This window comes from Anisomitus miae (SeqCode), assembly GCF_054906395.1.
On record NZ_JBRACL010000003.1, the window covers coordinates 44,870 to 69,964 of the forward strand.

Below are 25,095 nucleotides of genomic sequence, written 5' to 3' on the forward strand. Positions count from 1 at the left end.
CAATAGAAACATTGTCAGATAATGAGTTCACTAAAGAACTTATGAATATTAAATATATTAAAGAGGATGGAAGTAATAGACGCAAGAGAAATTGCTATATATAAGCCTACTAATGTTGATGGAGATATTCCTTTGATATATGTACCACATTATGAGATAGAAGAAAATACGATAGATTTTATTTCGTACATAAGAAATGGATGGGCTGCGGGCTGCACCATATAATTTTAAAGGTGAGTATAATGGAGTACTCGAAACGGATGATTTGGTATTCAATAATGCTGCGTTATATACTCTTAGAAATTTAGATGGTATAGATAAACAAAGGATTGCAATTGTTGGAGGAAGTGCTGGAGGATATACAACGCTTATGTTGAATGGACTTTAAATGGGTGTAGTTGCTTCCATTGCAAATGCTTATTTTAACTTCTATCAATATTTCCCTGCTTGTGATGAAATAAATAGAAATTCAGGTTTATTTAATTTTACAATGCCAATACAGGGTATGGTATCAAAATCGTTTCAGCCTATCAATAATATAATCAGTGATAATTACTCTAGGTGGGAAGCAGTTTCTCCAATTAGTATGGCAAAGACCATTAGTAATCCACTTGTTATGCTCCATTTTACGTCTGATATTCTTGTACCTATTGACCAAATTACTCATAGATATACTTACGAAGATAATGACGGAACTTTACCAAAAGGATTTAATGCAAGTTTACCAAAAAATTATCCTGGTATATTAAGTTCGACATTCGAGGAAATGGCTAATCCTGATGAAATAGTTATTAGTAAAGCTTCTTTTGAAAATAACCATATACAAGGAGAATTACCTTACAGTGATAAATTGATAACAATCAATGTAGTTGATGATGGTCCAACTACTGCTAAAGGAAGTCACTCCTCTCCGACTGTAACTGGTAACTACGATAGTATGCCATATTTAAAAGAAATGAAGAGTAGAACATTAAAGGGTACAGAAAAATTAATTTTATTATTAGAAAGATATTCAGGAAATAGCAAACAACTGCCAGTACATGATGGTATTGATGATACAGTTTATGGCTCGCTTACGATTTATCAAAAGGAAATAGTCGATGAATTGAGTACATGGATAACAAATCATTCACTAGAGGAGATGGATTTTATAATAAAGACTGCTATAGAAAATAGTAGCGATATCATACAATACACCGCTACGTGGAATGAAATTAAGAAAAAATTATTTAATAGTCATTGGACACTGTGTAAAAAAGTAGTTATAGTATAGAGTTGTTTAATTACATATAGTTAAGATTATTCAATGGTATAGAAGAAGTTTCACAATGTATTTTTCTATATAGCATTGGAATAAGACTTTAAAAGAGATGTAAGAAATTGGTATTGAGTCAAAAATAAAGATTTTTACGGTACATGTCAGAGTAAGTATAGGAATTTAATGATGAAGGGAAGAGAGATAGCACAGGAGAACTTTGAGGAAGGCAAGGCAGAGGGAATATAGTCAAAGGTATAAAGGGAAGCTTGAAGGAATAGAGGAAGGTATTAGGAAATTGGTAGAGAGTTTGGAGTAGATGAAAAAGAGATTAGAGTTATAAAGTAATTGGCAAATACAATTTAAATAAAGAAGAGATTGATAGGTATTCTAAGCACTATGTAGATTAAATAGTGCTTTTTATTTTGTCTAAAAGTAGAGTTAGAAAAAATGTGCTACTATGGTAGGAGACGATATGTAGTACAAAAATTTGGATGGAAAGAGAAGGTATAATACTATGAATAAAATATTTGATAGAGAAACCAAATCAAATAGAGTTAATGAGATAGCAGGAAAGATGGTTGGGTACATAAATCAATAAAGAAGGCTCACATTATCACTATGTACGCCTAATTAAAAAAGGTCAAGTTACCGTACTGAGATATAATGATGTATTCCGTTTTATTTATGATGTTGAGTTTTAAGCTACAATTATAGTAGAATTTTACTGCATCGTTTTTAAAATACCAAAGATTATAGACATATATGGAAAGATATAAAATAATGGAGAGTCATATTTGGTATAATTAATTTGAGTAATTCGTGAAAAATCTAATAATCATTAAATCAATAAGAATAGTTAAAACTTTAATTTTGAATTATATAAGGATATTTTATCATTATAAAATATCCTCCTACATATAATTTATTAATTTAAAATATACATTGGATTAAAATTCATTAAAAACAGGAGGTACTTGCAATATGAATACACAATTTTGTATGTCTTTTGATATCGGAGGTACTTATATAAAGTATGCTATAATTGATAACAAAGGGGACATACATCTAAAAGATAAAATTAAAACTCCTGGATATCCAGGAAATAAAACAATACCTAAGGTTATAATCGATACTGTTCTAAACTTTAAAAATAAATTTGATATAAAATGTTTGGGTATTTCAACTGCAGGTCAAGTAGATATAGATCAAGGTAAAATTATATATGCTACAGATAATATACCAGGGTACTCAGGAACAGATTTTACATTGGCAGTAAGTGAAAATCTCGGTCTACATATTTTCGTAGATAATGATGTAAATTGTGCTGCATTAGGTGAAATGTGGATGGGTAGTGGCAGGGGAGTAAGTAATTTTTTGTGTATGACAATTGGAACTGGGATAGGAGGAGCAATTGTCATAGACGGCAAGATTTACAGGGGTTCAAGTTTTTCTGCTGGAGAAATTGGACATTGTGTTATAATAAGAGATGGAGCAGAATGTACATGTGGGAAAAAAGGATGCTATGAAAGTTACGCCTCAATTTCCGCTCTAGTAAAAATGTATAGAGAACAGCTTGTTTGGAATGGATTAGATGTTAAAGAAAATTATTCAGGTGAGTATATAGTTGATTTGTATTATAAGGGAGATAGTATTGCAACAAAGGTATATGAGGAATTTTTAGATTATATAGCATATGGAATTGCAAATATATGTGAAATATTAGATCCTCAAATGGTCATAATAGGTGGAGGAATATCTGCTCAAGGCGAAAGGTTTTTTAGTGAAATAAACAATAATTTTAAAAAATATATTACTGGAGTACATTCTAGGAATACTAAAATAATACAAGCATCTTTATTAAATGACGCTGGCGTACTTGGAGCAGCATTTAATATTTTTTCGCATATTGGGGTAGTATAGAGGTTGAAAATATGTTCTTGGAGGTTTAAATATTGGCTATTTTTTTAATTCCCATAGCATTGGCATTAGATGCTTTTGGTGTTTCGTTGAGTCTTGGTTTTTCTAATAAATACAGATTTAAACAATTGATAGCTTTTTGTTTAAGCTTTGGTTTTTTTCAGTTTTTGTTTTCATTTATAGGAGGTATATTTGGAGATTTTTTTAATTCGCACATATTAACTATTCCAAAGGTTATTGGTGGGATCGTAATTTTGATTGTAGGGATTATGATGCTTAGAGAAGCTTTTTTGGATGACGATAGTCAAGAAGAATGTTTAAACAAAGGTTTGTTTGATAATTTATATATAACTCTTGGTATATCTGTTAGTATAGATGCTTTAGTTGTAGGATTCACAGCGTATAATTTATATACGTTTAAATTAATATTTTTAAATACGTTGCTGGTTGGTGTTATTACTCTAATGCTTTGTGTCTTTGCAGTTTTATTATCTTTGCGTCTCAGAAGATTAAGTTTCGTATCTAGATACGCAGATTTTTTAGGTGGTGCAATACTTATAATTTTTGGACTTAGAATGATTTTTTCATGAAATTGTAGTATAATTATGTTGAGATTTAACAAGTTTTATCTTCGTTAATTTCTTGGGTTTTATGTTTTTATTTAGGTGTTTAGAGGTAGTTGTTATGGAAAATACGGAAATTTTAAATAAGGCTGGTCTAAAAATAACAAAACCAAGGAGTATCGTTCTTAATATATTTAGGAGTAATGATAAGATCTTGAATGTATCGGAGATCTATGATATTTGCAAGGAAAATAATTTTGATGTTAATTTATCAACGATTTATAGAATATGTGAGAAGTTTGTATCCAAAAACATTCTATATAAGGTAATTAATAATGATAGGATAAGTGGATATAGGATTTCTATAACGACTCATGTACATAGATTAAGCTGCAATCTTTGTAAAAAGATAGTAGAAATAGATTGTCCATTTAATATACTCAATCATTATATAGAATCGAACACGGGTTTCACTTCAACTAGGCACAGTATGTATATATCTGGTGTGTGTTATGAATGCAAAAACAAGAACTAAATTAGTTTTAGTTCTTGTTTTTTGTTATTATAAGACAGACTATTAGTATAAAAATGGATGTTAAAGAAATTGTTCCTCCTGGAGCTGCATTGAAAAAATACGATAATAGCAATCCGATAAATACCGATATGATACCAAATGCTATAGAAAATACTATGGTTCTCTCTGTTCCACATTTAAATCTAAGTGAAGTCGCAACAGGAATTATCATTATTGATGATACGACTAACAGTCCGACAACTTTTATAGATGCAGATATGGTAGCACTTAGTAAAATAGAAAAAAGAGTATTGAAAAAGCAATTGTTAAATCTTGAGATAGTTGCAAAATCTTCATCCAATATAACAAGAGTAAATTTTTTATAATATATGATTAAAAATATAATTACCAATATGCTCGTACAAATTATAAAGATAAGATCCGATTTGTTAAGAGTTAGTATGCTTCCAAATATAATGCTCTCTATATTTATGTTAGTTGCCCCACTACTTGATATAATTATTGCAATTCCAAGGCTCAAAGTTAGTATTATTGAAAGTGAAATTTCTGAAAAATTTTTATAATATTTCCTTAAATATTCAATCAGGATAGCACATACTATCGTGTATCCAACAGATATTACTAGAGAGTTTACACCCAAAACATATGAAAGTGCAACTCCCGCAAATGATGCATGAGAGAGTGTATCACTAATGTATGAATAACGTTTCAAGACTATAAAGGTACCTATGAATGGACAAATTATAGATATAAATAAACCTGCAATAAAAGCATTTCGTAAAAATTCATATTTAAATAGCACTTAATTTACCTTCACTAATATGAAATACTTTATTTGAATATTTGACTGCAAGGTCTTTGTTATGTTCAACTACAAGTATAGTTATGTTTTGATCATTAAGCTCCTTTAAATTATCATAAATCACAATTTTACTCTCTTCATCCAAATTGTTCGTTGGTTCATCCACAATTAGCAAAGTTATATCTCTTAATAATGAGCGTACGAGCATAAGCTTTTGTAATTGTCCTCCAGATAATTTCCCTATAAGCAAATTTAAACAACTAGATAAATCATATTTTTCGATTAGAGCCTTAGCATGAGCAAAGGGTACCTTTAGTTCCTTCGAGTTATATTTTAAGAACTCTTTAACTGTAATTGGGAAATCTTTATTAAAATTAATCGACTGAGGAATATAAGAAATGCTGTTTGTATTTATTTTTATTTTTGATTCAGTATTTTCTATTAAATTCAGTATGAGTTTAAGTAATGTACTTTTGCCACTTCCATTTTTACCAAAGATACATGCAAAGTCACCTGCATCTAATGAGAAGTTAATGTTTTTAAAAAGGTCCTTACCGTTATCGAATTTGAAGGACAAATTATTTATCTCAATTATTTTATTGCTAAATAAAATTTTATCATCATTAATTTTATTTATATCTATAGCACCTAACATAATAAAACCTCGTTGTTGACACACAATATTTTTATATGTATTATAAGCTTAATGCGATTCGTTTGCAATAAAAACATATAAATCCAGGGAGGAATTACTTAGGTGAGGAATTTTTATAAAAAATTTTTAATTATATTTGCCATGGTTTTTTTAAGTTCGTGTACAAGCAGTTCTGATAGTGGTATCTTGAAGGTAGTGACTACCTTCAATCCTAATCAAAATCTCGTTAAGTATATAGCACAAGATAAGGTTGATACACATTCTTTAAATTTTAATTCTTCTTCTCATAGTTTTGAAGTAAAACCTGAGGATATAAAAAAAATAGAAGATTCAGATGTGGTTTTTTATAATGGTCTTGGATTGGATGATAAGGTGCTGGAATTTTCAAATGATAATGAGAAATTTGTTAAAACTACAGATGGTGTAGAATTGATTGAGGTTAATGAAGAACACAACCACGATCAGGATCAACACACGTATGATCCTCATGTTTGGTTAAGTTTGAAGGAATATAAAGTAATGGCGGAAAATGTTTTAAACAAATTAGTGGAATTAGATCCATCGAATGAAGAGTTTTATAACAAAAACTATAATGATTTTATAAATAGAGCTGATTTTATTTACGATACGTATAGTAATGATTTTAATGGTTTAGTGAGCAGGGAATTTGTAAGTAACCATGCTTCTTATGGGTATTTAGCACGAGATTTTGATTTGATAAATAGCAGTATATATGGTGTTAATAATCATGGAGAAGCTAATCCTAAAGATATAGAAACAGTAATCGATGTTATAAGGTCTAAGGGCATCAAATTAATTATTGGTGATGAGTATGATTCAAATAAAGAGCTTGAGGTAATTTCAAATGAAACTGGTGTGAACTATAAAATTGTAAATAATTTAGAGAAGAGTGGGGACTTTTTTACTGAATATGAGAAGTTGTTAAGCTCGATTTACGATGGATTGAGGTAAAAATTGTGAATTTTAATAATATTGTTTTGATACATAGGAAAGAAGGAAAATTTTTAGAAGAGGGTATAAAGCTTAAAGTCGATGAATGTTTTGAAAATATAAAGGAATTCTATGAAGAGAATGGTACGATCTTTTTAGTTTTAAGACTAGAACAAGATTTTACAGATGATGAGTTTCATAAAATGATTGAGGAGTTTCCTTATGAAGATTTTGAGAATTTAGGGGTGGATGTTTCTCCGAAGAATGATGAATATTATCCTACTTTTACAATTGAGATTAAATGCGATAGTGAAAATTGCGTAAAGAATATTGTAGATAATATACTTGAATTATTTATGAGGAAAGTAGTTAAAATTTATTGTAATGATTAATAAGTTGTTATATAATTAGCAATCATGGCTACCTGGTTAAAGTTTGTCTTAATTCCAACTTTAGTTAGGTAGTTTTATTTTAGGTGGTTATTGTGGAAGTGTTTCGAGATATAAAGAATAGGATAATAGGCGTTATTGAGAAAGAGTTTAATTTTTCGAAATATACAATACGTTCAAAAGATAGTTTTGGTGATATAGAGGTTTATATTAGGGAAGACAAAGAGTTTATATTATGCGTGAGCTTTGTGAATTTAAATTCGTATATAAATATTAATAGATACATACACAATTTCTTAACTTCAAAGGGAATTAAATATAGTTTGATAAACATATTTATTGTTTCGAATTTGAGTGAAATTGAGAGTACTTATTTTCAAACTGAAGTTTATGAAGAGGCAATTTTTATAGAGAGATCTACAGGAGAGATAAAAAGTTTCAATGTACATAGCCTTGGTTTATTAAATGTTTTAGAGAGTGTAGTCAAGAGAGACAAGAAGGGTAAAGAAAGGTATAAAAATAACTACATAACTGTATTTTTGGTTTTGTTTACCATACTAGTTTATTTTGTGATTGGTGCTATTAATGGAAATTTGATATATATACGTGATGAGGTTTTGGTTTGGGCTGGAGCAAAAATGGATATTCTGATAAGGTCAGGAGAGTATAATAGGATATTTATGGCTTCATTTTTACATAAAAATTTTGTACAACTGATAGTTGGGGTAATAACTTTGTTTTTCACAGGAAGCATTATTGAAAAGAATATTACTAAACTTGGATATGTAATTCTTGTGGTTTTGGGGATGTTTGTAGGAAATTCTACAAGCTACCTATTTAATTTTTCAAATGTGTTTGGGGTTGGTCTTTACGTAATAAATTATGCCACAATGGGAGCATTATTTATTTTAGCATTTAAATATAAAAACAAAGTAAATAGATTATTCTTTATTTTTATGTTCTCCTTTATAGGTATAAACATTTTAAATAGTATGTTTTTAAATAATATAGATAATTTTGGAAGTTTAGCATCGTTTGTTTTTGGTATAGTATTTATGAGAGTTATGGATTTATTGAAGGGTTAATACGATAAAAATTTAAAATAAATAAAGGAAGTATTTATGATTGGTAAAGGGAATTTACATGAAGATTTGAAGAATAGTTCTGATACTATTGAAGTTAGTAAAGATAAAATTGTTAAAAATTTATCTCGAAGAAGAAATTTTAAGAAGAGTAGAGTATTTCCTTGGTTTAGCTTGACTTTAATATTGGTATACATAACCGTGTATTTCATATGTGCTTATGGGCATGATAGTATAACAGATTTAGCTTTAACTGATATCAATTTAATCGAGGTATCGACTGGAAATGAGATTTTGAACGGTAAGTTTTTGTCAATTGTTTTTAATATATTTGTACATAGGAATATATGGGATTTGATAAACACAGTGTTCATTATAGTTTTTTGTGGGTTTTTTATAGAAAAATATGTAAATAGAAAAGTGATATTGGTTTGTTATCTTTTGAGCGTAGTTTTATTTAGTAATGTATACTTGTTTTTATATCCAGATGTTGTTTATTGTGGATCTTTTACTATAGTTTCTTTCTTAATTGGTATGTGTATATACTTTTCTTATAGGTTTAAGAGATTTATTGTAAATATGGATATGTACATTTACATAGCACTAACGTTTATAGGGTTTTTTGTGGCCTATATGGTTTACTTTTATAATATATTACAATTTATATTATCTTACTTAGTAGGTGTATTTGTCATATTTATATTAGATACTAAAGCTTTGAGAGAGTAGGAAATTTTAGAATTGGTGATTTCTTACTCATATTTTTTGAAAATTTATGTGTAATACAGTAACTAATCATCTTTAATAAAGTAGATTTTTGTGCTATGATTTTTACTGAAAGTATTTATATAATCGTTTAATATACATTATTTGGATTGTTTATAACTAAACTTGTTTGAAGTATTTAAAGTTTTAAGGAGTGGTAATTTTGAATCTTTTACAAGTGGGGATAAAGTTAGGACCTGAAAGTATTCAGTCTTTTATAGATGATTTTGTGAGAATAGATTGTATAACTATTTCTGATATACAGTTACGAGACGATATGATTTTAATAAATCGGATTAAATATAAGTCATTTGGTACTCTAAGTATTGGACTCGAAATAGATAGATTAGAAGATGGCATTGTATCCATTTCAGTGAAAAAAATAAAGGCTATGAATATACCCATAAGTCTAGTACCGGTAAATATTTTAATAAAAATGATTTTAAGCAAGTCTAATATTCCAGGCGTTGTTTGGAATGAATCTCAAATACAAATTGATTTGCGTGTCATATTTGAAAAATTTAATTTGAATTTCTTAAGCTTGAACGTGAAAGATATACAAATAACTAGTGAGAGTATAAATGTATTGGTTAATAATGTGGATTTAAATATGAATAAACTTTTAGAAACTACGAAACGCAAGAATCGTAAAGATAATGATTTATATGATAATAGTTTGAATACGAATTTGGTAAATAACGATAAGAAGTTAATTTCGGAGTCTCAGAATATTTGCGAGAAGTTTAATGACGACTTTAGAGCAGAGCATGATTGTAGGGATTTTGATTATGGATATGAAAAACACTTTCAACAGTATTCAAGAGTTAGAAGTAGGATATATGGCATTAGGTTTAAAAATAATGAAAATGAATTATTAGGTAAAGTAATATTTCTATTACCAGATGTAGGCGTTTTGGCGTATAGATTATTGAAGGATAAGAGAGTTAGAAGAACAGAAAAGTTACTTTTGGTTTTTACTTTGTCATGTTTATTGAATCCATTTGGTGGAATAAATAAAAAGTTTCCATTACTTAATAAATTAGATGAGGGACTACTGATTATATTTACCTTGAGTAAAATTTTTTCTTGTGTAGATAAAAAAGTAATAAAATACCACTTTGATGGTAGCGAGGATACTCTTAACTTTTTAATTGATATTTTTGATGTCTTTAGTCAGTTTATGGGTTTAGATAAGATAAATAGAGTGTATTCAGTGTTAGAAAAATTTATAAAGTAAGATTGTTGATTTAGTAAATAAGAATAAAATTTATAATTTCACAAATAATATCTCCATTATAATTTAATTTTGGGGGTTATCATGAAAAATTTTGTTATTGCAACCACAGCAGGTGCTATTGTTGGAGCAGCTATATCTATGACTATACCAAGTGATAGACATTGTCTTAAAAATAGAATTTTTAAGAAAGGGAAAAAGGCTAAATCGAAAATTGTCAAGGAAATAACAGGTTTTATGTATAGGATTATGTAAAAGGAGGCTCTAAATTGGAGCCTCCTTTTGAGAAAGCAAATATTATTTATTTTAATTTAAATCTTTATTTTGTAAAAAGGGAATTAGAAATATGAAGGTACTTTCTATCGGTGAAAAAATCAGAAAAAAACGTAAAGAATTAGGCATGACACTTAAAGATTTAGCTGGGAGTAGAGTTACAACAGGTCAATTAAGTCTTGTAGAATCTGGAAAATCTAATCCAAGTATGGAACTTTTGGAATATATATCGAAAAATTTAAAAACTTCTATGGAATACTTATTGGAGTCTGAACAAACTCAAGCTGTGAAAATTTGTACATATTATGAAAATATGGCTTTCTGTAATTTATTGAATAAAGATAGTAACGGTGTCGATCAATTTTTACTTGAAATGTCAGATATAGTTAACAAATATAATTTAGAGCAGATTAAGTATAAGATATACTTTATAAGAGGAATACATATGTATCGTCTTGGGGATCTCGAAGGTGCCACCGAAAATATTTTAATGGCTAATAATGGTTTTTTGAAATTTTCACTAAATGATTATATTATACAGTCATTTTTATATTTAGCTTATATTTCAATAGATTGTAAAAATTATATAAGTGCTGTAGTCCATTTGAGTTGTATCATTAAAATAATAGATGAGAATATCCTCGATTACAATTATGTTTCATTTAAAGTTTATTATTTAGCATTCCGTAGTTATGTGATGATTGGAAACAATGATTTAGGTAATTTTTATTTAGGTAAGGCTGTTGAGATGTTAGATAAGACATATAGTCCAAGAGATAATGGATCCGTATTTATGGAAAGGTCATATGAATTTATGAAGTTGGATGATTTAGATAATGCTATCAAGTTTTCTATTATCTCAAGAAAACATTTTGAAGAATTTGAAGAATTGAAGGACAGAAAGGATATAGAAATTGGTTTATCAAATTATTTGATTGAAAAAGGAAATTTAGATGATGTTGAAGGCCATTTAAAGAGAGTTAATTCAATAATTGAAAGTTATAAATTTAGTGATAAAATAGAAATGTACATAAGTTTTACAAAATTTTATTTAAAACGTGGAGACATTGTTAGGGCTAGAGATTACTTAGATAAGTTCGAGTATGTGGTTAATGGTAAGAATATACACGATATTACGGAATTTTACAATCTAAAATATGAAATATTGCTTTTTGAAAAAAATTATGAGTGTGCAGAAAATACTATGCTTTTGTTGTGTGATCTTTGTACAGAGTTTGGGGAGTATGTTAGGGCAGGAAGTTTTTATTTAAAATTATATAAGCTGTATGTTGGTATTGAAAGATTTAAGGATGCACGTGATATAATACAGAAGGCTAAAATACAGTATGAAAAAGGTGGATATAAATTTGCATTCTAGTGAAAAGCTTTTTGTAGAGAATATGGAAGTACTTTCTATTGGTGAAAAGATAAAGAAACTAAGAATCCAAAAGGGAATAAGACTAAAGGATATTTGTAGTGAAAATTTATCAATTTCTAAAATAAGTTGTATAGAGAATAGTAAAATTAAGGCAGATGAAGCTTCGTTGAAGGTTTTAGCTGACAAACTTGGTACAAGCTATGAATATTTAAGTAAAGATATAGCTACTCAAATATGGGAAAATATATCTTCGTTTTGTATTGGAGATTTGGATATATTTGAAAAATATAAATATAATTTAGATGTGGCAATTAATCAGGGTTCCTATGGGTTAGTTTTTGAGATATGTAGTTACATGTTTAATGAATTTATATTTAAAAATGGATCTAATGTTTACGTAAATAAGATGTTTGAAATAATTCCAATTTATTTTAATTCACTTACTAAGATAGGTGGAATTTCAAACGGTATAATTTATAATTTGGATCTAGCGGTATATTTTTTAGTCAGGCAAGACTACTATATGGCATCTTATTATTTTGAGTTTTTGAGAAAGTTTTCTCATAAATACAGTGTGTTAAAACCGTATAGGGATATGATTATTGTTAACGAAATGAATTGTTATATAAATCTTAGAAATTATGATAAGCTCTATCTTTTAAAAGATTTGATAGAGATAAGGAATTTAAAAAATTTTGAGTATATGTATGATTTTGTATATTTTAATATTGTGTATAACATAAAGTATAATTCTAAATGTTTCGATGTCAAGGATGTATTTGAAATTTTTAATGGATGCGATCTTGAAACTAAAATAAGGTATTTATATAAGATAAAGTCTATCTTGTATGAAATGGGATACTTAAATGAGTGTATATACATATGTGAGAACTTATATTTAATGTTCAAGGATATTACAGATAAAAAATATATTTATTTGATCTGTAAAATTCTGGTTAAAATATCTAAGTTTTATATTGAGAATATGAAGATATCTGAATTAGAAGATATTATAGAATATTCATTAAATTTGTCAATAACCAATGAATATGATGAATTTACTTACGAATTGTATTTTTATAAAGCTATTATTTATATGACGAAAAATGATTTGAATAAATTAAGTATTTATGTAGATTTGTGTGAGCATTTTCTTAGTAAGATAAATGTGAATACATTTTATGAAAAATACTTAAATATAGGATTTATGTTTTGTAAATTAGATGATATACATGGGGCAATTAAAAATTTTAATTTAATTTTACGATAATCCAAAAAGAGATGTGAAACTCACATCTCTTTTTGAATTATTTTAGACCGTTTTCGTATTGCTCTACCATTCTTTTAACCATTTCTCCACCTACGGAACCACATTGTTTAGAGGTTAAATTGCCATTATAATCTGTAAAAGGAACTCCCATTTCATTAGCAACTTGACTTTTAAATTGTTCTAAACCATTTTTAGCATCTGGAACTAACTTACCCATAACATAATCCTCCCAAATTTTAAAAAAAGTATTACTTGATTACTTATTAACATATAGTTAACAAGTTGGTATTAGTATAAGCTTATATATAATTTATAATCCTAAAATATAATAGAAATTCAGTTAAATAAAGGTAATTTAGTATTTGAAATCTCAGATTGATTGTTGAGTAAAATTATGGTACAATACAGAGTGTTGAACTAGGTATATATTAAGTTTTTATAAAATCGTGGTTTTGAAATTTAGGGGGAAAAACTAGTGTCTAAAAATATAATTCTCGGTATATTTTTATCTTTGGTGGTGTTGTTTGGATCTTCTTTTGGTATTTGTGTACATGCTAGTATTGAAGATGCGTTAGAGAGGAAAATACAGGAAAATAATCAGAGAATTAGTGATGTTGAAGGTGTTATTGCAGTAATTGAGGAAGAGAAAAGTGTGCTAGACGATGAGTTATCAAAACTTAAAAATGAAATAGATCAGAGAAATAGTGTTATAGACGAGTATAAGAAGAATATAGATGAGCATCAAAAAAAAATAGACGAGAAGGATTCTCTAGTTGATAGCGTTACAAGACAAATGGAAAGTACAGAAAAGAGTATAGAGGAATATGGTTTACAGATTAGTCAGAGTGAGCAAGAGTTGAAAGAACTTGAAGATTTACTATCTAACCGAATAAGAGAGTTTTACAAGTATGCTAATAATCACTCTTTAGGCATGGATTTACTGTTCGCTATGATATTTGATATGAATAAAGATTTGCAAGAAACGTTAGATACATTACATAGTGTGTCCAAGATAACCGAAAGTGATAGAAATATGATAGAGCAGATTAAGCAAAAGAAGGATAGTATAGATAAGAATAGGAAAAATTTAGAAAAAGAGATGCAAAATTTGGATTTATATAAAGCTAGTCTTGAGAGTCAGATGCAAGAGATTGAGGATTTAAAATCGCAGCTTGTTGATAAAAAAGATGAGCTTGAATCTGAACTTACCAAGGTAGTGGATTTAGAAAATGAGTATCAGAGAAAGTATGATAGTTTAGACGAGGATGTTAAAAGGAATAGAGAAGAACTTATAAGGATACAGCAGGATAATGAACAGCTTGAGAAGCAATTATCTGATTACTTGAATTCTATAAATAATTCGGGATCAGTTGGTGGTAGTAATACTGTCAGTCCTAGTGGTTATTTGAGACCGTCTACTGGACCTATTACGTCGAATTATGGTTGGCGTGTTCATCCAATTAGAGGTACTAGATCTATGCATACTGGGGTGGATTTTGGAGGAAAGACAGGAGATACTATAATAGCGAGTAGAGCAGGAGAAGTTGCTTTTTCTGGATGGTATAATAATATTTATGGGAATGTTGTTATATTGAATCATGGTGGTGGGTATCAGACTTTTTATGCACATATGTCGGGTGTTTCTGTGTCAAAAGGACAAGCAGTTGACCAGGGACAAAGAGTTGGATTTATGGGGTCAACTGGATTGAGTACGGGGTCTCATTTGCATTTTGAAGTTAGAAAGGATGGGGAGAGTCTTGATCCTCTGAACTTTTTGACAAGATAGAAGATATTGATTATAATGTTTTCAAATTCATAAAATCTTTATTAAAAAGGATGTTGTTTTTTAACATCCTTTTTGTTGTATATAAATAAAAGTAGTGAAAAAATATGTATAAGAATTTTAAAATGGTTATAATTTAAATATGGATTAACTTTGAGTGACATTTGTTCGGACATATTTGCAATATTTGATATCGATGGAGGTATGCATGAAAAAATCAAGTATTTTTAGTAGAGAGTATGAAAAAAAAATACGAAGGAAACGATTTACTGTTCTATTTATCATCCTATCTTTATTTATTATGATCGTTTATTATGTAATTAATTTTTCTAGAATTAATCTATATGTAAAAAATATTTATTATTCGGTGATATTGAAGGATAATAAAAGTGTAAGTTTTGAACAAAATGATGAAGATATATCCTTGGATAGTATGGATGAAAGAACAAGTTTATATGGTAGTGAGAATGATGTTTTGACTGAACAAAATGATGGCGGAAAATATTTAGTGTATGAGATGCAGCTAGATCAAGATAATAAATTACGTATTTTTTATGAAAATGCTTATGGAATCAGATATTTAGATCATCAAGATGAGTTGAATGGTAATTATAAATTTGACATATCTCCAAGTAAAAATAGAATATTGATTGAGGAAATAAGTACCCAAAAGGTTTATTTATTAAATGAGGATTTAAATCTGTTCAACTTAGATCCAGAGTTTTTCTATTCAAATTCCGCACGTATGAGTTTTTATAAAGATGATATACTTAATAGGTATGAGGGATATTTTTGGTGCAAAAATGCAAGATTTCTGGAAGATGATACCATAGTATATGTGAGTAATTTGCCTTGGTTTGGAAGTGATATGCAGTATATATGGAGGATAGATATTTCAAATACACAAGATGCAAAGCATTTTATGACAAGTGTCAGTGGCCAAAATATTGATTTTGAAGAGTTGACAGAAGAAGGTATTAAAGTTAATATAAATAATGAAATAAAGTTGTTAACATTTTCTTTTATCCTTAATTAAGTATTTTAGTAGGTTTCGTGAAATAAAGAGTAGGCATTTTTGGTTATTATTTGGGAGGATTTTTAATAATGGATGTTAGGTTAAATAACCTTGAAAACAGTAGAGTAGAGCTTGTTATAAAAGTAAATAAAGAGAGTTTTTGTGATGCCTTGAGGAGAGTTTTTAGGAGCAGTGTATCTAAATATAATGTTCCTGGATTTAGAAGAGGAAAGGCGCCTTTTAATGTTTTTAAAAAAATGTTTGGATTGGAAGTTCTTTACAGTGATGCAGCTAATTTTATAATAGATAAAACTTATAGAGAAGTTATAAATGAGAAAAATATCCAAGTTGTTGATTATCCTGAAATTAATGTTATAAAGTGTGATGAAAATGAGGATTTTGAGTACAGGGCTGTTGTTTATATTAAACCAGATGTGAAGCTTGGTAAGTATAGAGGTATAGAGCTCGATGATGTCAAGTATGAAGTAACTGAAGATGATATTAACGATGAATTGAAGTCTATTCAAAGCAAAAATTCTAGAATTTTATCAAAGAAAAGTGGAGTAGTTGAAAACGGAGATATTGTAACTATAGATTTTAAAGGATATGTGGATGGTAAGATTTTTGAAGGTGGAGAGGGTAAAGATTACAATTTGATTATTGGGTCTGGAACCTTTATTGATAATTTCGAGGAGCAGCTTATAGGTAGGTCTAAAGGTGAAGAAATTTGCGTAGATGTAACATTTCCTGAAGACTATAATGTCGATAAACTTAGGGGAAAGAAAGCTAGATTTGAAGTTAAGATTAATGATATAAAGATTAGGGAGCTTCCAGATATAGATGATGATTTTGCAAAGAGTTTTTCAGAATTTAACACATTGGATGACTTGAAGAATGATATATATACTAAACTTGAGAAAAAGAACAATGATAAAAGAGACAGCGAATTAGAGAATCAGCTTATTAAAAAGGTATGTGAGAGTGCGGAGGTTTATATTCCTGCGCCGATGGTGGAAACCGAAATAGATAAACTTGTTCAGGATTTTGAGACTAAGATTAAGTATCAGGGCGTGACTTTAGAAAATTACTGCAAGCATTATGGTATAACACTAGAGGATATAAGGAGTAATTTTAGAGATAGGGCTAACAAACAGGTTTTGTCGAGTTTAGTGTTAGAAAAGATTTCTATGGATGAAAATATACATGCCAGTGAGGATGAAATACATGATAAGGCTCTGAGTTTATCGCAGTTATATTCCCAAGATGATGAAAAAATAAGGTCGATAAAGGATAATCTTATAAAGACTCATAAAAAATATTTAGAGCAAGAGGTAATATTTTCTAAGACTATTAAGTTCCTTTTAAATGAAAGTATTGGAATATTTAAATAAAATAGATTTTTGGGAGGGTGTAATAATATGGCTTTAGTTCCTATAGTTGTTGAGCAGACTAGTAAAGGTGAGCGTTCATATGATATTTATTCTAGATTACTAAAAGAACGTATAATTTTTTTGGGTGATGAGGTTAATGATGTTACTGCCAGTTTAGTAGTTGCACAGTTGTTATTCTTAGAAAGTGAAGATATGGATAAAGATATACATTTGTATATAAATAGTCCTGGAGGATCTATAACTTCGGGTATGGCCATTTACGATACTATGCAGTACATAAAACCTGATGTTTCAACAATATGTATAGGTATGGCGGCATCTATGGGTGCGTTTTTGTTGTCTTCTGGAGCTAGGGGTAAGAGATATGCGTTACCAAATAGTGAAATAATGATACATCAGCCTCTTGGAGGATTTAGAGGGCAAGCTACCGATATAGATATACATGCTAAGCGAATACTCAAGATGAAGGATAGTTTGAATAAGATTTTAAGTGAAAATACTGGTAAACCCTTAAAACAAATAGAAATGGATGTAGAGAGAGATTATTTTTTAAGCTCAGATGAAGCCAAGGAGTATGGATTAATAGATAGCGTTATAACTAAGAAGGTGAAATAGATTTTATTAATCTGTTTGTGAGGTGTGATTATGGCGAAGTTAGATGAGAAGAAACAATTGAAGTGCTCTTTTTGTGGTAAAAGCCAAGAACAGGTGAAAAGGCTTATAGCAGGTCCGGGTGTTTATATATGTGATGAGTGTATTAATCTGTGTTCTGAGATAATAACCGATGATTGTGTGGAGGAGCAAAAGGTGGGGGTATCTAAAGTTCCGAAGCCTATGGAAATAAAGGAATATTTAGATCAGTATGTCATAGGACAGGATCAGGCAAAAAAATTTGTTTCTGTGGCTATATATAATCATTATAAGAGAATTAACTCATCTCTAAAGGATGAGAATGTGGAGATTCAGAAAAGTAATATACTACTTTTGGGTCCTACTGGTTCTGGTAAAACTTTGATTGCACAGACTTTGGCTAGATTTTTGAATGTCCCATTTGCTATAGCTGATGCTACAACATTAACGGAAGCAGGCTATGTAGGTGAAGATGTCGAAAATATATTGTTGAAATTGATCCAAAATGCTGATTACGATATAGAAAGAGCAGAGAAAGGTATAATTTATATAGATGAAATAGATAAGATAGCTAGGAAATCTGAAAATCCTTCTATAACTAGGGATGTATCAGGCGAAGGAGTTCAGCAAGCGTTGCTTAAGATATTAGAAGGTACCACTGCATCTGTTCCTCCTCAAGGTGGAAGGAAACATCCGCATCAAGAGTTTATACAAATAAATACTTCCAATATATTGTTTATATGTGGAGGGGCTTTTGATGGAATGGAGAAGATAATTGAGCACAGGATCAACGTTCAGTCTATGGGATTTGGTGCAGATATAAAATCTAAAAAAGATAAGGATTTAAGTAGGCTTTTCGATGAAATGCTACCTGAAGACTTATTGAAGTTTGGACTGATACCAGAATTTATAGGCAGATTACCGATATTAGTTTCCTTGAACGCACTAACGATTGATTCTTTGGTACGTATACTCAAGGAGCCTAAGAATGCTATTGTTAAACAATATAAGAAGCTATTTGAATATGATGATGTTGATTTAGAGTTTGATGAAGAAGCATTATATAAGATAGCGAATAAGGCAATAGGTCAAAATACTGGTGCTAGAGGGTTAAGAACTATTGTTGAGGAAATATTGATAAATGTCATGTATGATATACCATCTGAGAAGAACGTAGATAAAGTTGTTGTGACTAAAGAGAGTGTAAATAGTAAAAAAGTTGAAATAAAATATTCAAATAATAAGGATAGCGATATAGAAAGTGCATGAGTATGCTTATAAGGGATAGTAGATTTGTGGTTTCTGCGGTTAGGTACAGTGATTTTCCGAAATGTAATTTAAATGAAGTTGCTATTGTTGGTCGGTCTAATGTGGGGAAATCCAGTATTATAAATTCTATTTTAAATAGAAGGAAGATAGCTAAGGTAAGTTCTACTCCAGGTAAAACAAGAACTATTAATTTTTTTCTTATAAACCGTAATATTTATTTGGTTGATTTACCAGGTTATGGTTATGCTAAGATTTCTAAAGAGGAAAAAAAGTTATGGAAATCTATGATTGAAGGATATTTTTGTGGAAGGCATGTTGTAAAAAAGATAATATTGTTGATAGATTCGAGACACTATCCTATTAAGAGTGATATTGTGATGTGTGAATGGATAAGGAGCAATGGATATGATGTATCTATTATTGCTACTAAGTCCGATAAGCTTAAATCTTCAGAGATTAAAAGAAATGGAGAGATTTTTAAGAAAGTATTTGAAGTGCCTGATGTATTATTTTATTCTTCCTTAAAAAATAAAAATAGAGATGAATTAGTAGATTTTGTTTTTTCTGGTATTTGATAAAGACATATTATTTTATTGTAATGTGTCCTTTTTTTGTGTCACCTTATATAGTACAACATAAAATTATTACATAATAAAAATTTTAAGGGGACTAAATAGTATGGATTTTATGAATTTTATGAACCAAATTAATGGAACGTGTGGTACAAATTGTGGATGTAACTTTAATAATCCTAATAATGGATTTAATGGGAATAATAGGGGGTGTGGGCATAGTATATGGCCATTATTACTTCTAGCAGGATTAGGAACAGGTAATCAAAATAATTTTTCTGGAGGGAATTTAACTTGTTATCCTAATAATAACTGTGGTCAATTTGTAACTCAGACATCTTCACATTTTTCTGACTCAAATTTAAAGTATAGGACCCGAAAAGTTAAGCAAGCGTATATGGAAGTGCCTGTATCAACTTACCAAGTTGCTCAACCATTTTTGGGAATGCAATATCCTACAACTATGAATATAATACCTGCTGGAGGAATGGGGAATAGAAATGGAATAGATTTGTGGACTATACTGATATTGCTTGCTCTATTAGGTGGAAGGCCAAATGATTGCAATATGTGTTGTTCTCAGCCTAGAGGTTGTGGAAATATTTCACCAGAATAAATGATTTTATAATATTTAACTTTAGATAATGAGTTAAGATTTTATTAGGAGGGTATTCAAATTGAGTTACCCTCCTAAAATATATTAGGAGTTTTTAAATGTCAAAACGTAAAAAAACTTATAAAATAAATGATGGTATTTATTTTGAAAATCAACAAAAAAAAGACGAGGATTTATGTAGAGAATACCATAATAATTATCAAAGTATGTTTAAAAATAATGCAAATTTAAATAACATATTAGGTTTATTAAATTATATAGATTTAGGAAAGTTAAATAATATAATATCTTTTATGTATAATGGAATTGACATTAATAGTTTTGGTGATATTGATATCCCAAATACTAATAAAAGCATAGAAAATATAAATGTTTACGATAGTGAAATAATACTCAATTTTTTGAACTCTTTGAAACCAATTTTGGGAAATGAATTTGGAAGTGTAGTAGATAGGTTTATACAGTTTTATATAGATGATATTAATAAAGAAAAGTAATGTAGTAATTTTGAATCAAAATTTAGAATTATTTTTAAAATATGTATATTTAATACGATATTTGGAATACTGTAAAATAAATGGAGATAAAAAAATTTTTTCTCCACGAATCCCCCTTAAGTTAGGCAGCTTATTTGTAAAAATAAGCTGCCTCTTTTTAGATATTTTTAAATGCTTAAACTGGTACTTTTGCAACGAGCACAAACACCATATAAAAATACGTCAAAACTATTTACACAATAGGGTTTGCTAAGGAGTGAATCTGTTGTAGCAGTATCGAGATATAAATCTTCTATATTATTACAGTTCACACACTTAAGATGAGCATGCAAATCCATATTTGCATCGTATCTGAAATTTTCTTCACAAACATTTATAGATCTTACAAGACCTGATGTCACAAGAGTATTTAGATTTTTATATACAGTTGCAAGGCTTATAGTTGGAATAGTTTTCTTTATATTTGTGTAAATCCTTTCTACAGTGGGATGTTCGGACGTTGACATTAAGTAAGAATATATATTCATTCTCTGCAGAGTTAACTTTAAGTTATTCTTTCTGAATACTTCTATAATTGTATCTATTCTTTTATTATCAACCATAAAACTACCCTCTTGTAAATAATAACTATCGTAATTATATAATAAGTGTTATTAAATGTCAAAAATATACACTATAGTTTATCAATAAGGGCATTATCGTAAATATCTTGAATAAATTTAGTCAAAATCAAGTCATAAAATATAATCAAAAAAGACATGGGAACATATATGAAAATTGGCAAAATTGCTCTTGAGTATATAAAAAATGATAAAAAAATTAAAGAATTGAAGTAAAGTATTTTTAAAAAGAATTCTATTACTACATTTTTAAAGAATTCTATAAAATATTTAAGTAAAGGATATATTCCAAAAAACAGAAAATATATTAGCGAGTATTCTATAAGACCGAGTATTGCAGAAACGATTGTTGATGATATTAAGACTAAGACAGAGCTTCTTGCACCTATTTTTATTATGGACAGACACATAATACACGATGATATTGATAATAAGGTAACATCTATAAAGGTTAATATTTTGCATAGCACGAATAAAATTACAGTCGTGGAGCATAACACAGCACCTTTTGTTAGTTTATTTAAATCTTTTGTTCTATTAGTTAACAACATGAAATAAAATCACAACCAACGCTTTCACAGCACGCATCCATGCAAAGAAGCGTACAGCACATATTGCAACAACCAGAATTGGATTCAGACATAGTCCTTTTTGAGTAAGTTTTTCTGAATTGATTATTAGAATTTCTAAATGACTCATATGCTTGACTATACTCAATATTGGTTGGTTCTAAGTTGTATGCAATTTCAAAATGACTATGACTCTTATCATACCAGCCTTCCTTATAGTAAATTTGTCCAACTAAGTAATTCCATTCCGCATTTCTATTCTTTATTTTCCATATTTTCTCTCTAGCTTCCTCTAACAGGTTTGCATTTATAAGATTCCTTATATTTTGTAGCATAAATTGCTCATTATTATGTAATTGAAATATATTGTTTGCTAAATAATCGTAAGCACTATTTATTTCAGAAATTCTCTTATTTATTTCTTCATGATTTAAGTTTGAATTGTCTAGCTGATTATTAAGATTATTTACCAAATTTTTATGAGCTAATACAACTTCATCAAAAGTTGCATTTTCATTGAGGCCAAGGATATCAAAGTATTTTTTACTCATTTAACAATACTTCCTTTCTATTTGAACACTGAGGATTATTCAGTACTTTATCGAGTTTAAATGGCATTCCTAATTGCAATATATTTTCAATTAAACTATAATTTTTACTTATCTTTATTTTATTTAGGTTATTTAGGCAAACATAATTTATATGTGTGAGCAATGATGAAAATTTGTTGCGTATGCGATTTTTGAATTCTAAAATGTCACTTCTATAGTCAAATTGTAAGTTATCTAAATTCAATATGGGGTTAAAAGATTTATTTTTAAAATCCTTCTCTATGTCATCAAATGCGTCAATTATATAAATCCATTTTCCTAAATTGTATCCTATATTTTCTATGTAGATTAGATGATTTTTATCAGAATTATTTATTTCTAGATAAAAACCGAATATATTTTTAACTATATTTGCAAATGGATGAGCAAACTCATCTATTGAAAAATTTTTTCTTGAAGCTTCTAATTTTTTTAAATCTTCAAGCCCATTTTTTATAATTTTAATTAGAGGATTTAGATTATGAGGCAACTTTTTCATGTACTTATTAAAAATTGGTAGAATAGCCTTTAAAAATAAATTATTTTCATCATTAATATCGTCAATTATCTTATTATGTGTTAAAATCATTGTTATATGGCTAGCATAAGTTATACTAGGATTAGATTTCATTATAAGTTTTTTTTCAGTTGGGTGTAGAATGCAAATTTTTTTCTGAATATCGTAATTGGTTATGGAAAGTCCATCGAGTATTATTGACATGAAAGTTGTATCAAGATTTAATGCGATTCTTGGTATGTTTCCATAGTTTTTCTTTATTTCATGACATAAACTACAGTAGTAACTTTTAAAAGTAGTGTAATGCTTTATCTTAAGGTCAGGTTTAAAGGGCTGCATATATCCAAACATTATTTATAATACCTCTTAAGTATTTTTTATTTAAGAGTATAGCATAAAATATAGCTATTAAGTTAAAAATTTATGTAAAAAAGTTAAGTTATGATAAATTTTTATTTTGGAGGGTTCTTATGGAATGTTATTTCTTATCGACTTCATCAGAAATAATTGAATGTTTTAAAGAATGTGCTTATTACAATAAGGATAAAGAGGATCCCGTAGGAGATTGTCCTTTTGCACAGATATTCAAGGGTAAAAGTTATTCTGATGTGAAAAGAGAGGCTGTAAATAATTAATATACATACTTATAATAGTCTAAGTATTTCAGATTTTAAATACTTAGATTTTTTATAGATAAAATTATACAAATAATGTAATATTATCTAAGTAAATAGATGGTTTTTAGGGGTTGGTAGTTTGGTTAATATAGATTTTTTAAAGGAAGCAAATCTAATAAAGGAAGAGATAATTTTAAATAGAAGGCATTTTCATCAGAATCCTGAAGTAGGTTTTGAGGAATTTAATACGTCGAGGAAAATAAAAGAATATTTGGATTCTTTAGAAATTGAGAATAAAGTTATTTGTAAAACAGGGGTTGTAGGTATTATAAAGGGAAATGGAAGCGGACCAGTTATAGCCCTTAGGTCAGATATAGATGCATTACCTCTTGATGATAGAAAAAATGTGGAATATTGTTCTAAAATAGAAGGAAAGATGCATGCGTGTGGTCATGATGGACATATGGCTGTGCTAATGGGAGCGGCTAAAATTCTTAATAAATATAAAAATAATTTTAAAGGGATCGTGAAACTCATTTTTGAACCTGCTGAAGAAACTATTGGAGGAGCAAGATTTATGATCGATGAGGGTGTTTTGCAAAATCCAAAGGTTGATGCAATAGTGGGGTTACATGTTTCAGAGTTGATAAATTCAGGATATGTTGGTCTAAAATATGGTGTTGTTAACGCAGCATCTAATCCTTTTAAAATAGTTGTAAAAGGTAAAGGTGGTCACGGTGCACATCCAGAAAACTCAGTTGATCCTATAGTTGCAGCCTGTAACATAGTGAATGCGTTACAAACAATTGTAAGTCGTGAAATAACTCCACATAATCCGTCTGTTATAACAATTGGGAAGTTTATAGGAGGAACTGCTCCAAACATAATTCCGGAGGAAGTATTACTTGAGGGAGTAATTAGATCTATGACTGCGGAAGATAGGGAGTATATGATTGAAAGATTGACGAAAATTTGTAACAGTATTGGAGAAGCAATGAGAGTTAGGACTGAAATTGAAATTTTTAATGGTTATCCTTGTCTTTGTAATGATGATGACATGGTTTCCTTTAGTGAGAATGTATTTAGGGGTATTTTAGGAAAAGATAACGTTATTATGGATATAAATCCTTCAATGGGAGTAGAGAGTTTTGCTTATTTTTCTCAAAAAGTTCCGGCTGTTTTTTATTTTCTTGGTACAAGAAATGTATCAAAAGGTATCGTTCATCCTGCACATGGAAGCTTATTTGATCTTGATGAAGATGGATTAATATTTGGAGCAGCACTTCAAAGTGCTGTGGCATTCAACTATTTAAACAATAATTAACTCAGGTGGGATT

The 25,095-nt window shown here is 28.9% G+C and carries 30 protein-coding genes; 24 read left to right on the plus strand and 6 right to left on the minus strand.

The window, feature by feature from the left end; all coding sequences use genetic code 11:
* The first annotated feature begins 66 nt into the window (after positions 1–66).
* From AALI31_RS00710 to AALI31_RS00735, 6 genes are all read left to right on the plus strand, one after another.
* Positions 67–225, plus strand: a complete 159-nt coding sequence (locus AALI31_RS00710; protein WP_489884608.1) for a hypothetical protein — start codon at positions 67–69, stop codon at positions 223–225.
* On the plus strand, positions 197–388 hold the full coding sequence (locus tag AALI31_RS00715) for an alpha/beta hydrolase family protein (protein ID WP_489884609.1): 192 nt from the start codon (positions 197–199) through the stop codon (positions 386–388). The genes AALI31_RS00710 and AALI31_RS00715 overlap by 29 nt, the downstream gene beginning before the upstream one ends.
* Positions 389–1,273, plus strand: a complete 885-nt coding sequence (locus AALI31_RS00720) for a hypothetical protein (protein WP_489884610.1) — start codon at positions 389–391, stop codon at positions 1,271–1,273. It begins immediately after the preceding gene.
* A 966-nt stretch (positions 1,274–2,239) separates the two neighbouring features.
* Positions 2,240–3,178: an ROK family protein gene (locus tag AALI31_RS00725; RefSeq protein ID WP_489884611.1), complete on the plus strand. Its 939-nt coding sequence runs from the start codon at positions 2,240–2,242 to the stop codon at positions 3,176–3,178.
* Positions 3,179–3,210: 32 nt separating this feature from the next.
* On the plus strand, positions 3,211–3,765 hold the full coding sequence (locus AALI31_RS00730) for a manganese efflux pump MntP (protein WP_489884612.1): 555 nt from the start codon (positions 3,211–3,213) through the stop codon (positions 3,763–3,765).
* A gap of 94 nt (positions 3,766–3,859) precedes the next feature.
* On the plus strand, positions 3,860–4,273 hold the full coding sequence (locus tag AALI31_RS00735) for a Fur family transcriptional regulator (protein ID WP_489884613.1): 414 nt from the start codon (positions 3,860–3,862) through the stop codon (positions 4,271–4,273).
* Positions 4,274–4,280: 7 nt separating this feature from the next.
* Here AALI31_RS00735 and AALI31_RS00740 read toward each other — a convergent pair whose 3' ends face one another.
* Both AALI31_RS00740 and AALI31_RS00745 read right to left on the minus strand, forming a co-directional pair.
* Entirely contained in the window at positions 4,281–5,075 is a 795-nt protein-coding gene (locus AALI31_RS00740) for a metal ABC transporter permease (protein WP_489884614.1), read from the minus strand.
* The gene (locus AALI31_RS00745; RefSeq protein WP_489884615.1) at positions 5,065–5,730 is read right to left on the minus strand and encodes a metal ABC transporter ATP-binding protein; all 666 of its coding nucleotides are present in this window, start codon (positions 5,728–5,730) and stop codon (positions 5,065–5,067) included. The genes AALI31_RS00740 and AALI31_RS00745 overlap by 11 nt, the downstream gene beginning before the upstream one ends.
* Before the next feature lie 102 nt (positions 5,731–5,832).
* Between AALI31_RS00745 and AALI31_RS00750 the strand changes: the two genes are divergently transcribed.
* The 8 genes from AALI31_RS00750 to AALI31_RS00785 all read left to right on the plus strand — a co-directional run bounded on the left by AALI31_RS00750 (position 5,833) and on the right by AALI31_RS00785 (position 13,072).
* A complete protein-coding gene (locus tag AALI31_RS00750) occupies positions 5,833–6,702 on the plus strand; it encodes a metal ABC transporter substrate-binding protein (protein WP_489884616.1) in 870 nt (289 codons plus the stop codon).
* 5 nt (positions 6,703–6,707) lie between these two features.
* Positions 6,708–7,073 carry a DUF6762 family protein gene (locus AALI31_RS00755; RefSeq protein ID WP_489884617.1) on the plus strand — a complete coding sequence of 122 codons (366 nt, stop codon included), beginning with the start codon at positions 6,708–6,710 and terminating at the stop codon, positions 7,071–7,073.
* A gap of 92 nt (positions 7,074–7,165) precedes the next feature.
* A complete protein-coding gene (locus tag AALI31_RS00760; protein ID WP_489884618.1) occupies positions 7,166–8,155 on the plus strand; it encodes a rhomboid family intramembrane serine protease in 990 nt (329 codons plus the stop codon).
* 36 nt (positions 8,156–8,191) lie between these two features.
* Positions 8,192–8,881: a rhomboid family intramembrane serine protease gene (locus tag AALI31_RS00765; protein ID WP_489884619.1), complete on the plus strand. Its 690-nt coding sequence runs from the start codon at positions 8,192–8,194 to the stop codon at positions 8,879–8,881.
* Between the two features lie 199 nt (positions 8,882–9,080).
* Positions 9,081–10,154 carry a YkvA family protein gene (locus tag AALI31_RS00770; protein ID WP_489884620.1) on the plus strand — a complete coding sequence of 358 codons (1,074 nt, stop codon included), beginning with the start codon at positions 9,081–9,083 and terminating at the stop codon, positions 10,152–10,154.
* Positions 10,155–10,235: 81 nt separating this feature from the next.
* On the plus strand, positions 10,236–10,406 hold the full coding sequence (locus AALI31_RS00775; protein ID WP_489884621.1) for a YtxH domain-containing protein: 171 nt from the start codon (positions 10,236–10,238) through the stop codon (positions 10,404–10,406).
* Between the two features lie 91 nt (positions 10,407–10,497).
* Positions 10,498–11,802, plus strand: a complete 1,305-nt coding sequence (locus tag AALI31_RS00780) for a helix-turn-helix domain-containing protein (protein ID WP_489884622.1) — start codon at positions 10,498–10,500, stop codon at positions 11,800–11,802.
* Positions 11,771–13,072, plus strand: coding sequence for a helix-turn-helix domain-containing protein (locus AALI31_RS00785; RefSeq protein WP_489884623.1), 1,302 nt, complete (start codon positions 11,771–11,773; stop codon positions 13,070–13,072). The genes AALI31_RS00780 and AALI31_RS00785 overlap by 32 nt, the downstream gene beginning before the upstream one ends.
* A gap of 37 nt (positions 13,073–13,109) precedes the next feature.
* Here AALI31_RS00785 and AALI31_RS00790 read toward each other — a convergent pair whose 3' ends face one another.
* Positions 13,110–13,289, minus strand: coding sequence for an alpha/beta-type small acid-soluble spore protein (locus tag AALI31_RS00790; RefSeq protein WP_005807127.1), 180 nt, complete (start codon positions 13,287–13,289; stop codon positions 13,110–13,112).
* Between the two features lie 258 nt (positions 13,290–13,547).
* Between AALI31_RS00790 and AALI31_RS00795 the strand changes: the two genes are divergently transcribed.
* The 8 genes from AALI31_RS00795 to AALI31_RS00830 all read left to right on the plus strand — a co-directional run bounded on the left by AALI31_RS00795 (position 13,548) and on the right by AALI31_RS00830 (position 20,845).
* On the plus strand, positions 13,548–14,858 hold the full coding sequence (locus AALI31_RS00795; protein WP_489884624.1) for a murein hydrolase activator EnvC family protein: 1,311 nt from the start codon (positions 13,548–13,550) through the stop codon (positions 14,856–14,858).
* A 205-nt stretch (positions 14,859–15,063) separates the two neighbouring features.
* Complete coding sequence (locus tag AALI31_RS00800; RefSeq protein WP_489884625.1) at positions 15,064–15,891, plus strand: hypothetical protein; 828 nt, start codon at positions 15,064–15,066, stop codon at positions 15,889–15,891.
* Positions 15,892–15,959: 68 nt separating this feature from the next.
* Positions 15,960–17,261 carry a trigger factor gene (tig, locus tag AALI31_RS00805; RefSeq protein ID WP_489884626.1) on the plus strand — a complete coding sequence of 434 codons (1,302 nt, stop codon included), beginning with the start codon at positions 15,960–15,962 and terminating at the stop codon, positions 17,259–17,261.
* A gap of 27 nt (positions 17,262–17,288) precedes the next feature.
* Positions 17,289–17,876: an ATP-dependent Clp endopeptidase proteolytic subunit ClpP gene (clpP, locus tag AALI31_RS00810; protein ID WP_489884627.1), complete on the plus strand. Its 588-nt coding sequence runs from the start codon at positions 17,289–17,291 to the stop codon at positions 17,874–17,876.
* A 30-nt stretch (positions 17,877–17,906) separates the two neighbouring features.
* Complete coding sequence (gene clpX / locus AALI31_RS00815; RefSeq protein ID WP_489884628.1) at positions 17,907–19,160, plus strand: ATP-dependent Clp protease ATP-binding subunit ClpX; 1,254 nt, start codon at positions 17,907–17,909, stop codon at positions 19,158–19,160.
* Positions 19,161–19,162: 2 nt separating this feature from the next.
* Positions 19,163–19,735 carry a ribosome biogenesis GTP-binding protein YihA/YsxC gene (yihA, locus tag AALI31_RS00820; protein ID WP_489884629.1) on the plus strand — a complete coding sequence of 191 codons (573 nt, stop codon included), beginning with the start codon at positions 19,163–19,165 and terminating at the stop codon, positions 19,733–19,735.
* A gap of 103 nt (positions 19,736–19,838) precedes the next feature.
* A complete protein-coding gene (locus AALI31_RS00825) occupies positions 19,839–20,348 on the plus strand; it encodes a hypothetical protein (protein WP_489884630.1) in 510 nt (169 codons plus the stop codon).
* 98 nt (positions 20,349–20,446) lie between these two features.
* On the plus strand, positions 20,447–20,845 hold the full coding sequence (locus tag AALI31_RS00830) for a hypothetical protein (protein WP_489884631.1): 399 nt from the start codon (positions 20,447–20,449) through the stop codon (positions 20,843–20,845).
* Positions 20,846–21,012: 167 nt separating this feature from the next.
* On the opposite strand, the gene AALI31_RS00835 is transcribed toward AALI31_RS00830, so the two are convergent.
* The 3 genes from AALI31_RS00835 to AALI31_RS00845 all read right to left on the minus strand — a co-directional run bounded on the left by AALI31_RS00835 (position 21,013) and on the right by AALI31_RS00845 (position 23,492).
* The gene (locus tag AALI31_RS00835) at positions 21,013–21,447 is read right to left on the minus strand and encodes a Fur family transcriptional regulator (RefSeq protein ID WP_489884632.1); all 435 of its coding nucleotides are present in this window, start codon (positions 21,445–21,447) and stop codon (positions 21,013–21,015) included.
* A 559-nt stretch (positions 21,448–22,006) separates the two neighbouring features.
* The gene (locus AALI31_RS00840; RefSeq protein ID WP_489884633.1) at positions 22,007–22,585 is read right to left on the minus strand and encodes a tetratricopeptide repeat protein; all 579 of its coding nucleotides are present in this window, start codon (positions 22,583–22,585) and stop codon (positions 22,007–22,009) included.
* On the minus strand, positions 22,578–23,492 hold the full coding sequence (locus AALI31_RS00845; RefSeq protein WP_489884634.1) for a DUF5685 family protein: 915 nt from the start codon (positions 23,490–23,492) through the stop codon (positions 22,578–22,580). Before AALI31_RS00845 ends, AALI31_RS00840 begins: the two co-directional genes overlap by 8 nt.
* A gap of 119 nt (positions 23,493–23,611) precedes the next feature.
* On the opposite strand from AALI31_RS00845, the gene AALI31_RS00850 reads away from it, so the two are divergent.
* Both AALI31_RS00850 and AALI31_RS00855 read left to right on the plus strand, forming a co-directional pair.
* Complete coding sequence (locus tag AALI31_RS00850; RefSeq protein WP_489884635.1) at positions 23,612–23,776, plus strand: hypothetical protein; 165 nt, start codon at positions 23,612–23,614, stop codon at positions 23,774–23,776.
* Positions 23,777–23,897: 121 nt separating this feature from the next.
* Positions 23,898–25,082 (plus strand): M20 metallopeptidase family protein, encoded by a 1,185-nt coding sequence (locus AALI31_RS00855; RefSeq protein WP_489884636.1) that lies wholly within the window; start codon positions 23,898–23,900, stop codon positions 25,080–25,082.
* Positions 25,083–25,095 lie beyond the last annotated feature (13 nt).

Excerpts from the sequence above, each read along its gene's own strand:
- AALI31_RS00710 (WP_489884608.1), top strand. The coding sequence starts at position 67 with ATGGAAGTAATAGACGCAAGAGAAATTGCTATATATAAGCCTACTAAT.
- AALI31_RS00715 (WP_489884609.1), top strand. The coding sequence starts at position 197 with ATGGATGGGCTGCGGGCTGCACCATATAATTTTAAAGGTGAGTATAAT.
- AALI31_RS00720 (WP_489884610.1), top strand. The coding sequence starts at position 389 with ATGGGTGTAGTTGCTTCCATTGCAAATGCTTATTTTAACTTCTATCAA.
- AALI31_RS00725 (WP_489884611.1), top strand. The coding sequence starts at position 2,240 with ATGAATACACAATTTTGTATGTCTTTTGATATCGGAGGTACTTATATA.
- AALI31_RS00735 (WP_489884613.1), top strand. The coding sequence starts at position 3,860 with ATGGAAAATACGGAAATTTTAAATAAGGCTGGTCTAAAAATAACAAAA.
- AALI31_RS00745 (WP_489884615.1), bottom strand. The coding sequence starts at position 5,730 with ATGTTAGGTGCTATAGATATAAATAAAATTAATGATGATAAAATTTTA.
- AALI31_RS00765 (WP_489884619.1), top strand. The coding sequence starts at position 8,192 with ATGATTGGTAAAGGGAATTTACATGAAGATTTGAAGAATAGTTCTGAT.
- AALI31_RS00775 (WP_489884621.1), top strand. The coding sequence starts at position 10,236 with ATGAAAAATTTTGTTATTGCAACCACAGCAGGTGCTATTGTTGGAGCA.
- AALI31_RS00780 (WP_489884622.1), top strand. The coding sequence starts at position 10,498 with ATGAAGGTACTTTCTATCGGTGAAAAAATCAGAAAAAAACGTAAAGAA.
- AALI31_RS00785 (WP_489884623.1), top strand. The coding sequence starts at position 11,771 with ATGAAAAAGGTGGATATAAATTTGCATTCTAGTGAAAAGCTTTTTGTA.
- AALI31_RS00790 (WP_005807127.1), bottom strand. The coding sequence starts at position 13,289 with ATGGGTAAGTTAGTTCCAGATGCTAAAAATGGTTTAGAACAATTTAAA.
- AALI31_RS00800 (WP_489884625.1), top strand. The coding sequence starts at position 15,064 with ATGAAAAAATCAAGTATTTTTAGTAGAGAGTATGAAAAAAAAATACGA.
- tig (WP_489884626.1), top strand. The coding sequence starts at position 15,960 with ATGGATGTTAGGTTAAATAACCTTGAAAACAGTAGAGTAGAGCTTGTT.
- clpP (WP_489884627.1), top strand. The coding sequence starts at position 17,289 with ATGGCTTTAGTTCCTATAGTTGTTGAGCAGACTAGTAAAGGTGAGCGT.
- clpX (WP_489884628.1), top strand. The coding sequence starts at position 17,907 with ATGGCGAAGTTAGATGAGAAGAAACAATTGAAGTGCTCTTTTTGTGGT.
- yihA (WP_489884629.1), top strand. The coding sequence starts at position 19,163 with ATGCTTATAAGGGATAGTAGATTTGTGGTTTCTGCGGTTAGGTACAGT.
- AALI31_RS00825 (WP_489884630.1), top strand. The coding sequence starts at position 19,839 with ATGGATTTTATGAATTTTATGAACCAAATTAATGGAACGTGTGGTACA.
- AALI31_RS00830 (WP_489884631.1), top strand. The coding sequence starts at position 20,447 with ATGTCAAAACGTAAAAAAACTTATAAAATAAATGATGGTATTTATTTT.
- AALI31_RS00835 (WP_489884632.1), bottom strand. The coding sequence starts at position 21,447 with ATGGTTGATAATAAAAGAATAGATACAATTATAGAAGTATTCAGAAAG.
- AALI31_RS00840 (WP_489884633.1), bottom strand. The coding sequence starts at position 22,585 with ATGAGTAAAAAATACTTTGATATCCTTGGCCTCAATGAAAATGCAACT.
- AALI31_RS00845 (WP_489884634.1), bottom strand. The coding sequence starts at position 23,492 with ATGTTTGGATATATGCAGCCCTTTAAACCTGACCTTAAGATAAAGCAT.
- AALI31_RS00850 (WP_489884635.1), top strand. The coding sequence starts at position 23,612 with ATGGAATGTTATTTCTTATCGACTTCATCAGAAATAATTGAATGTTTT.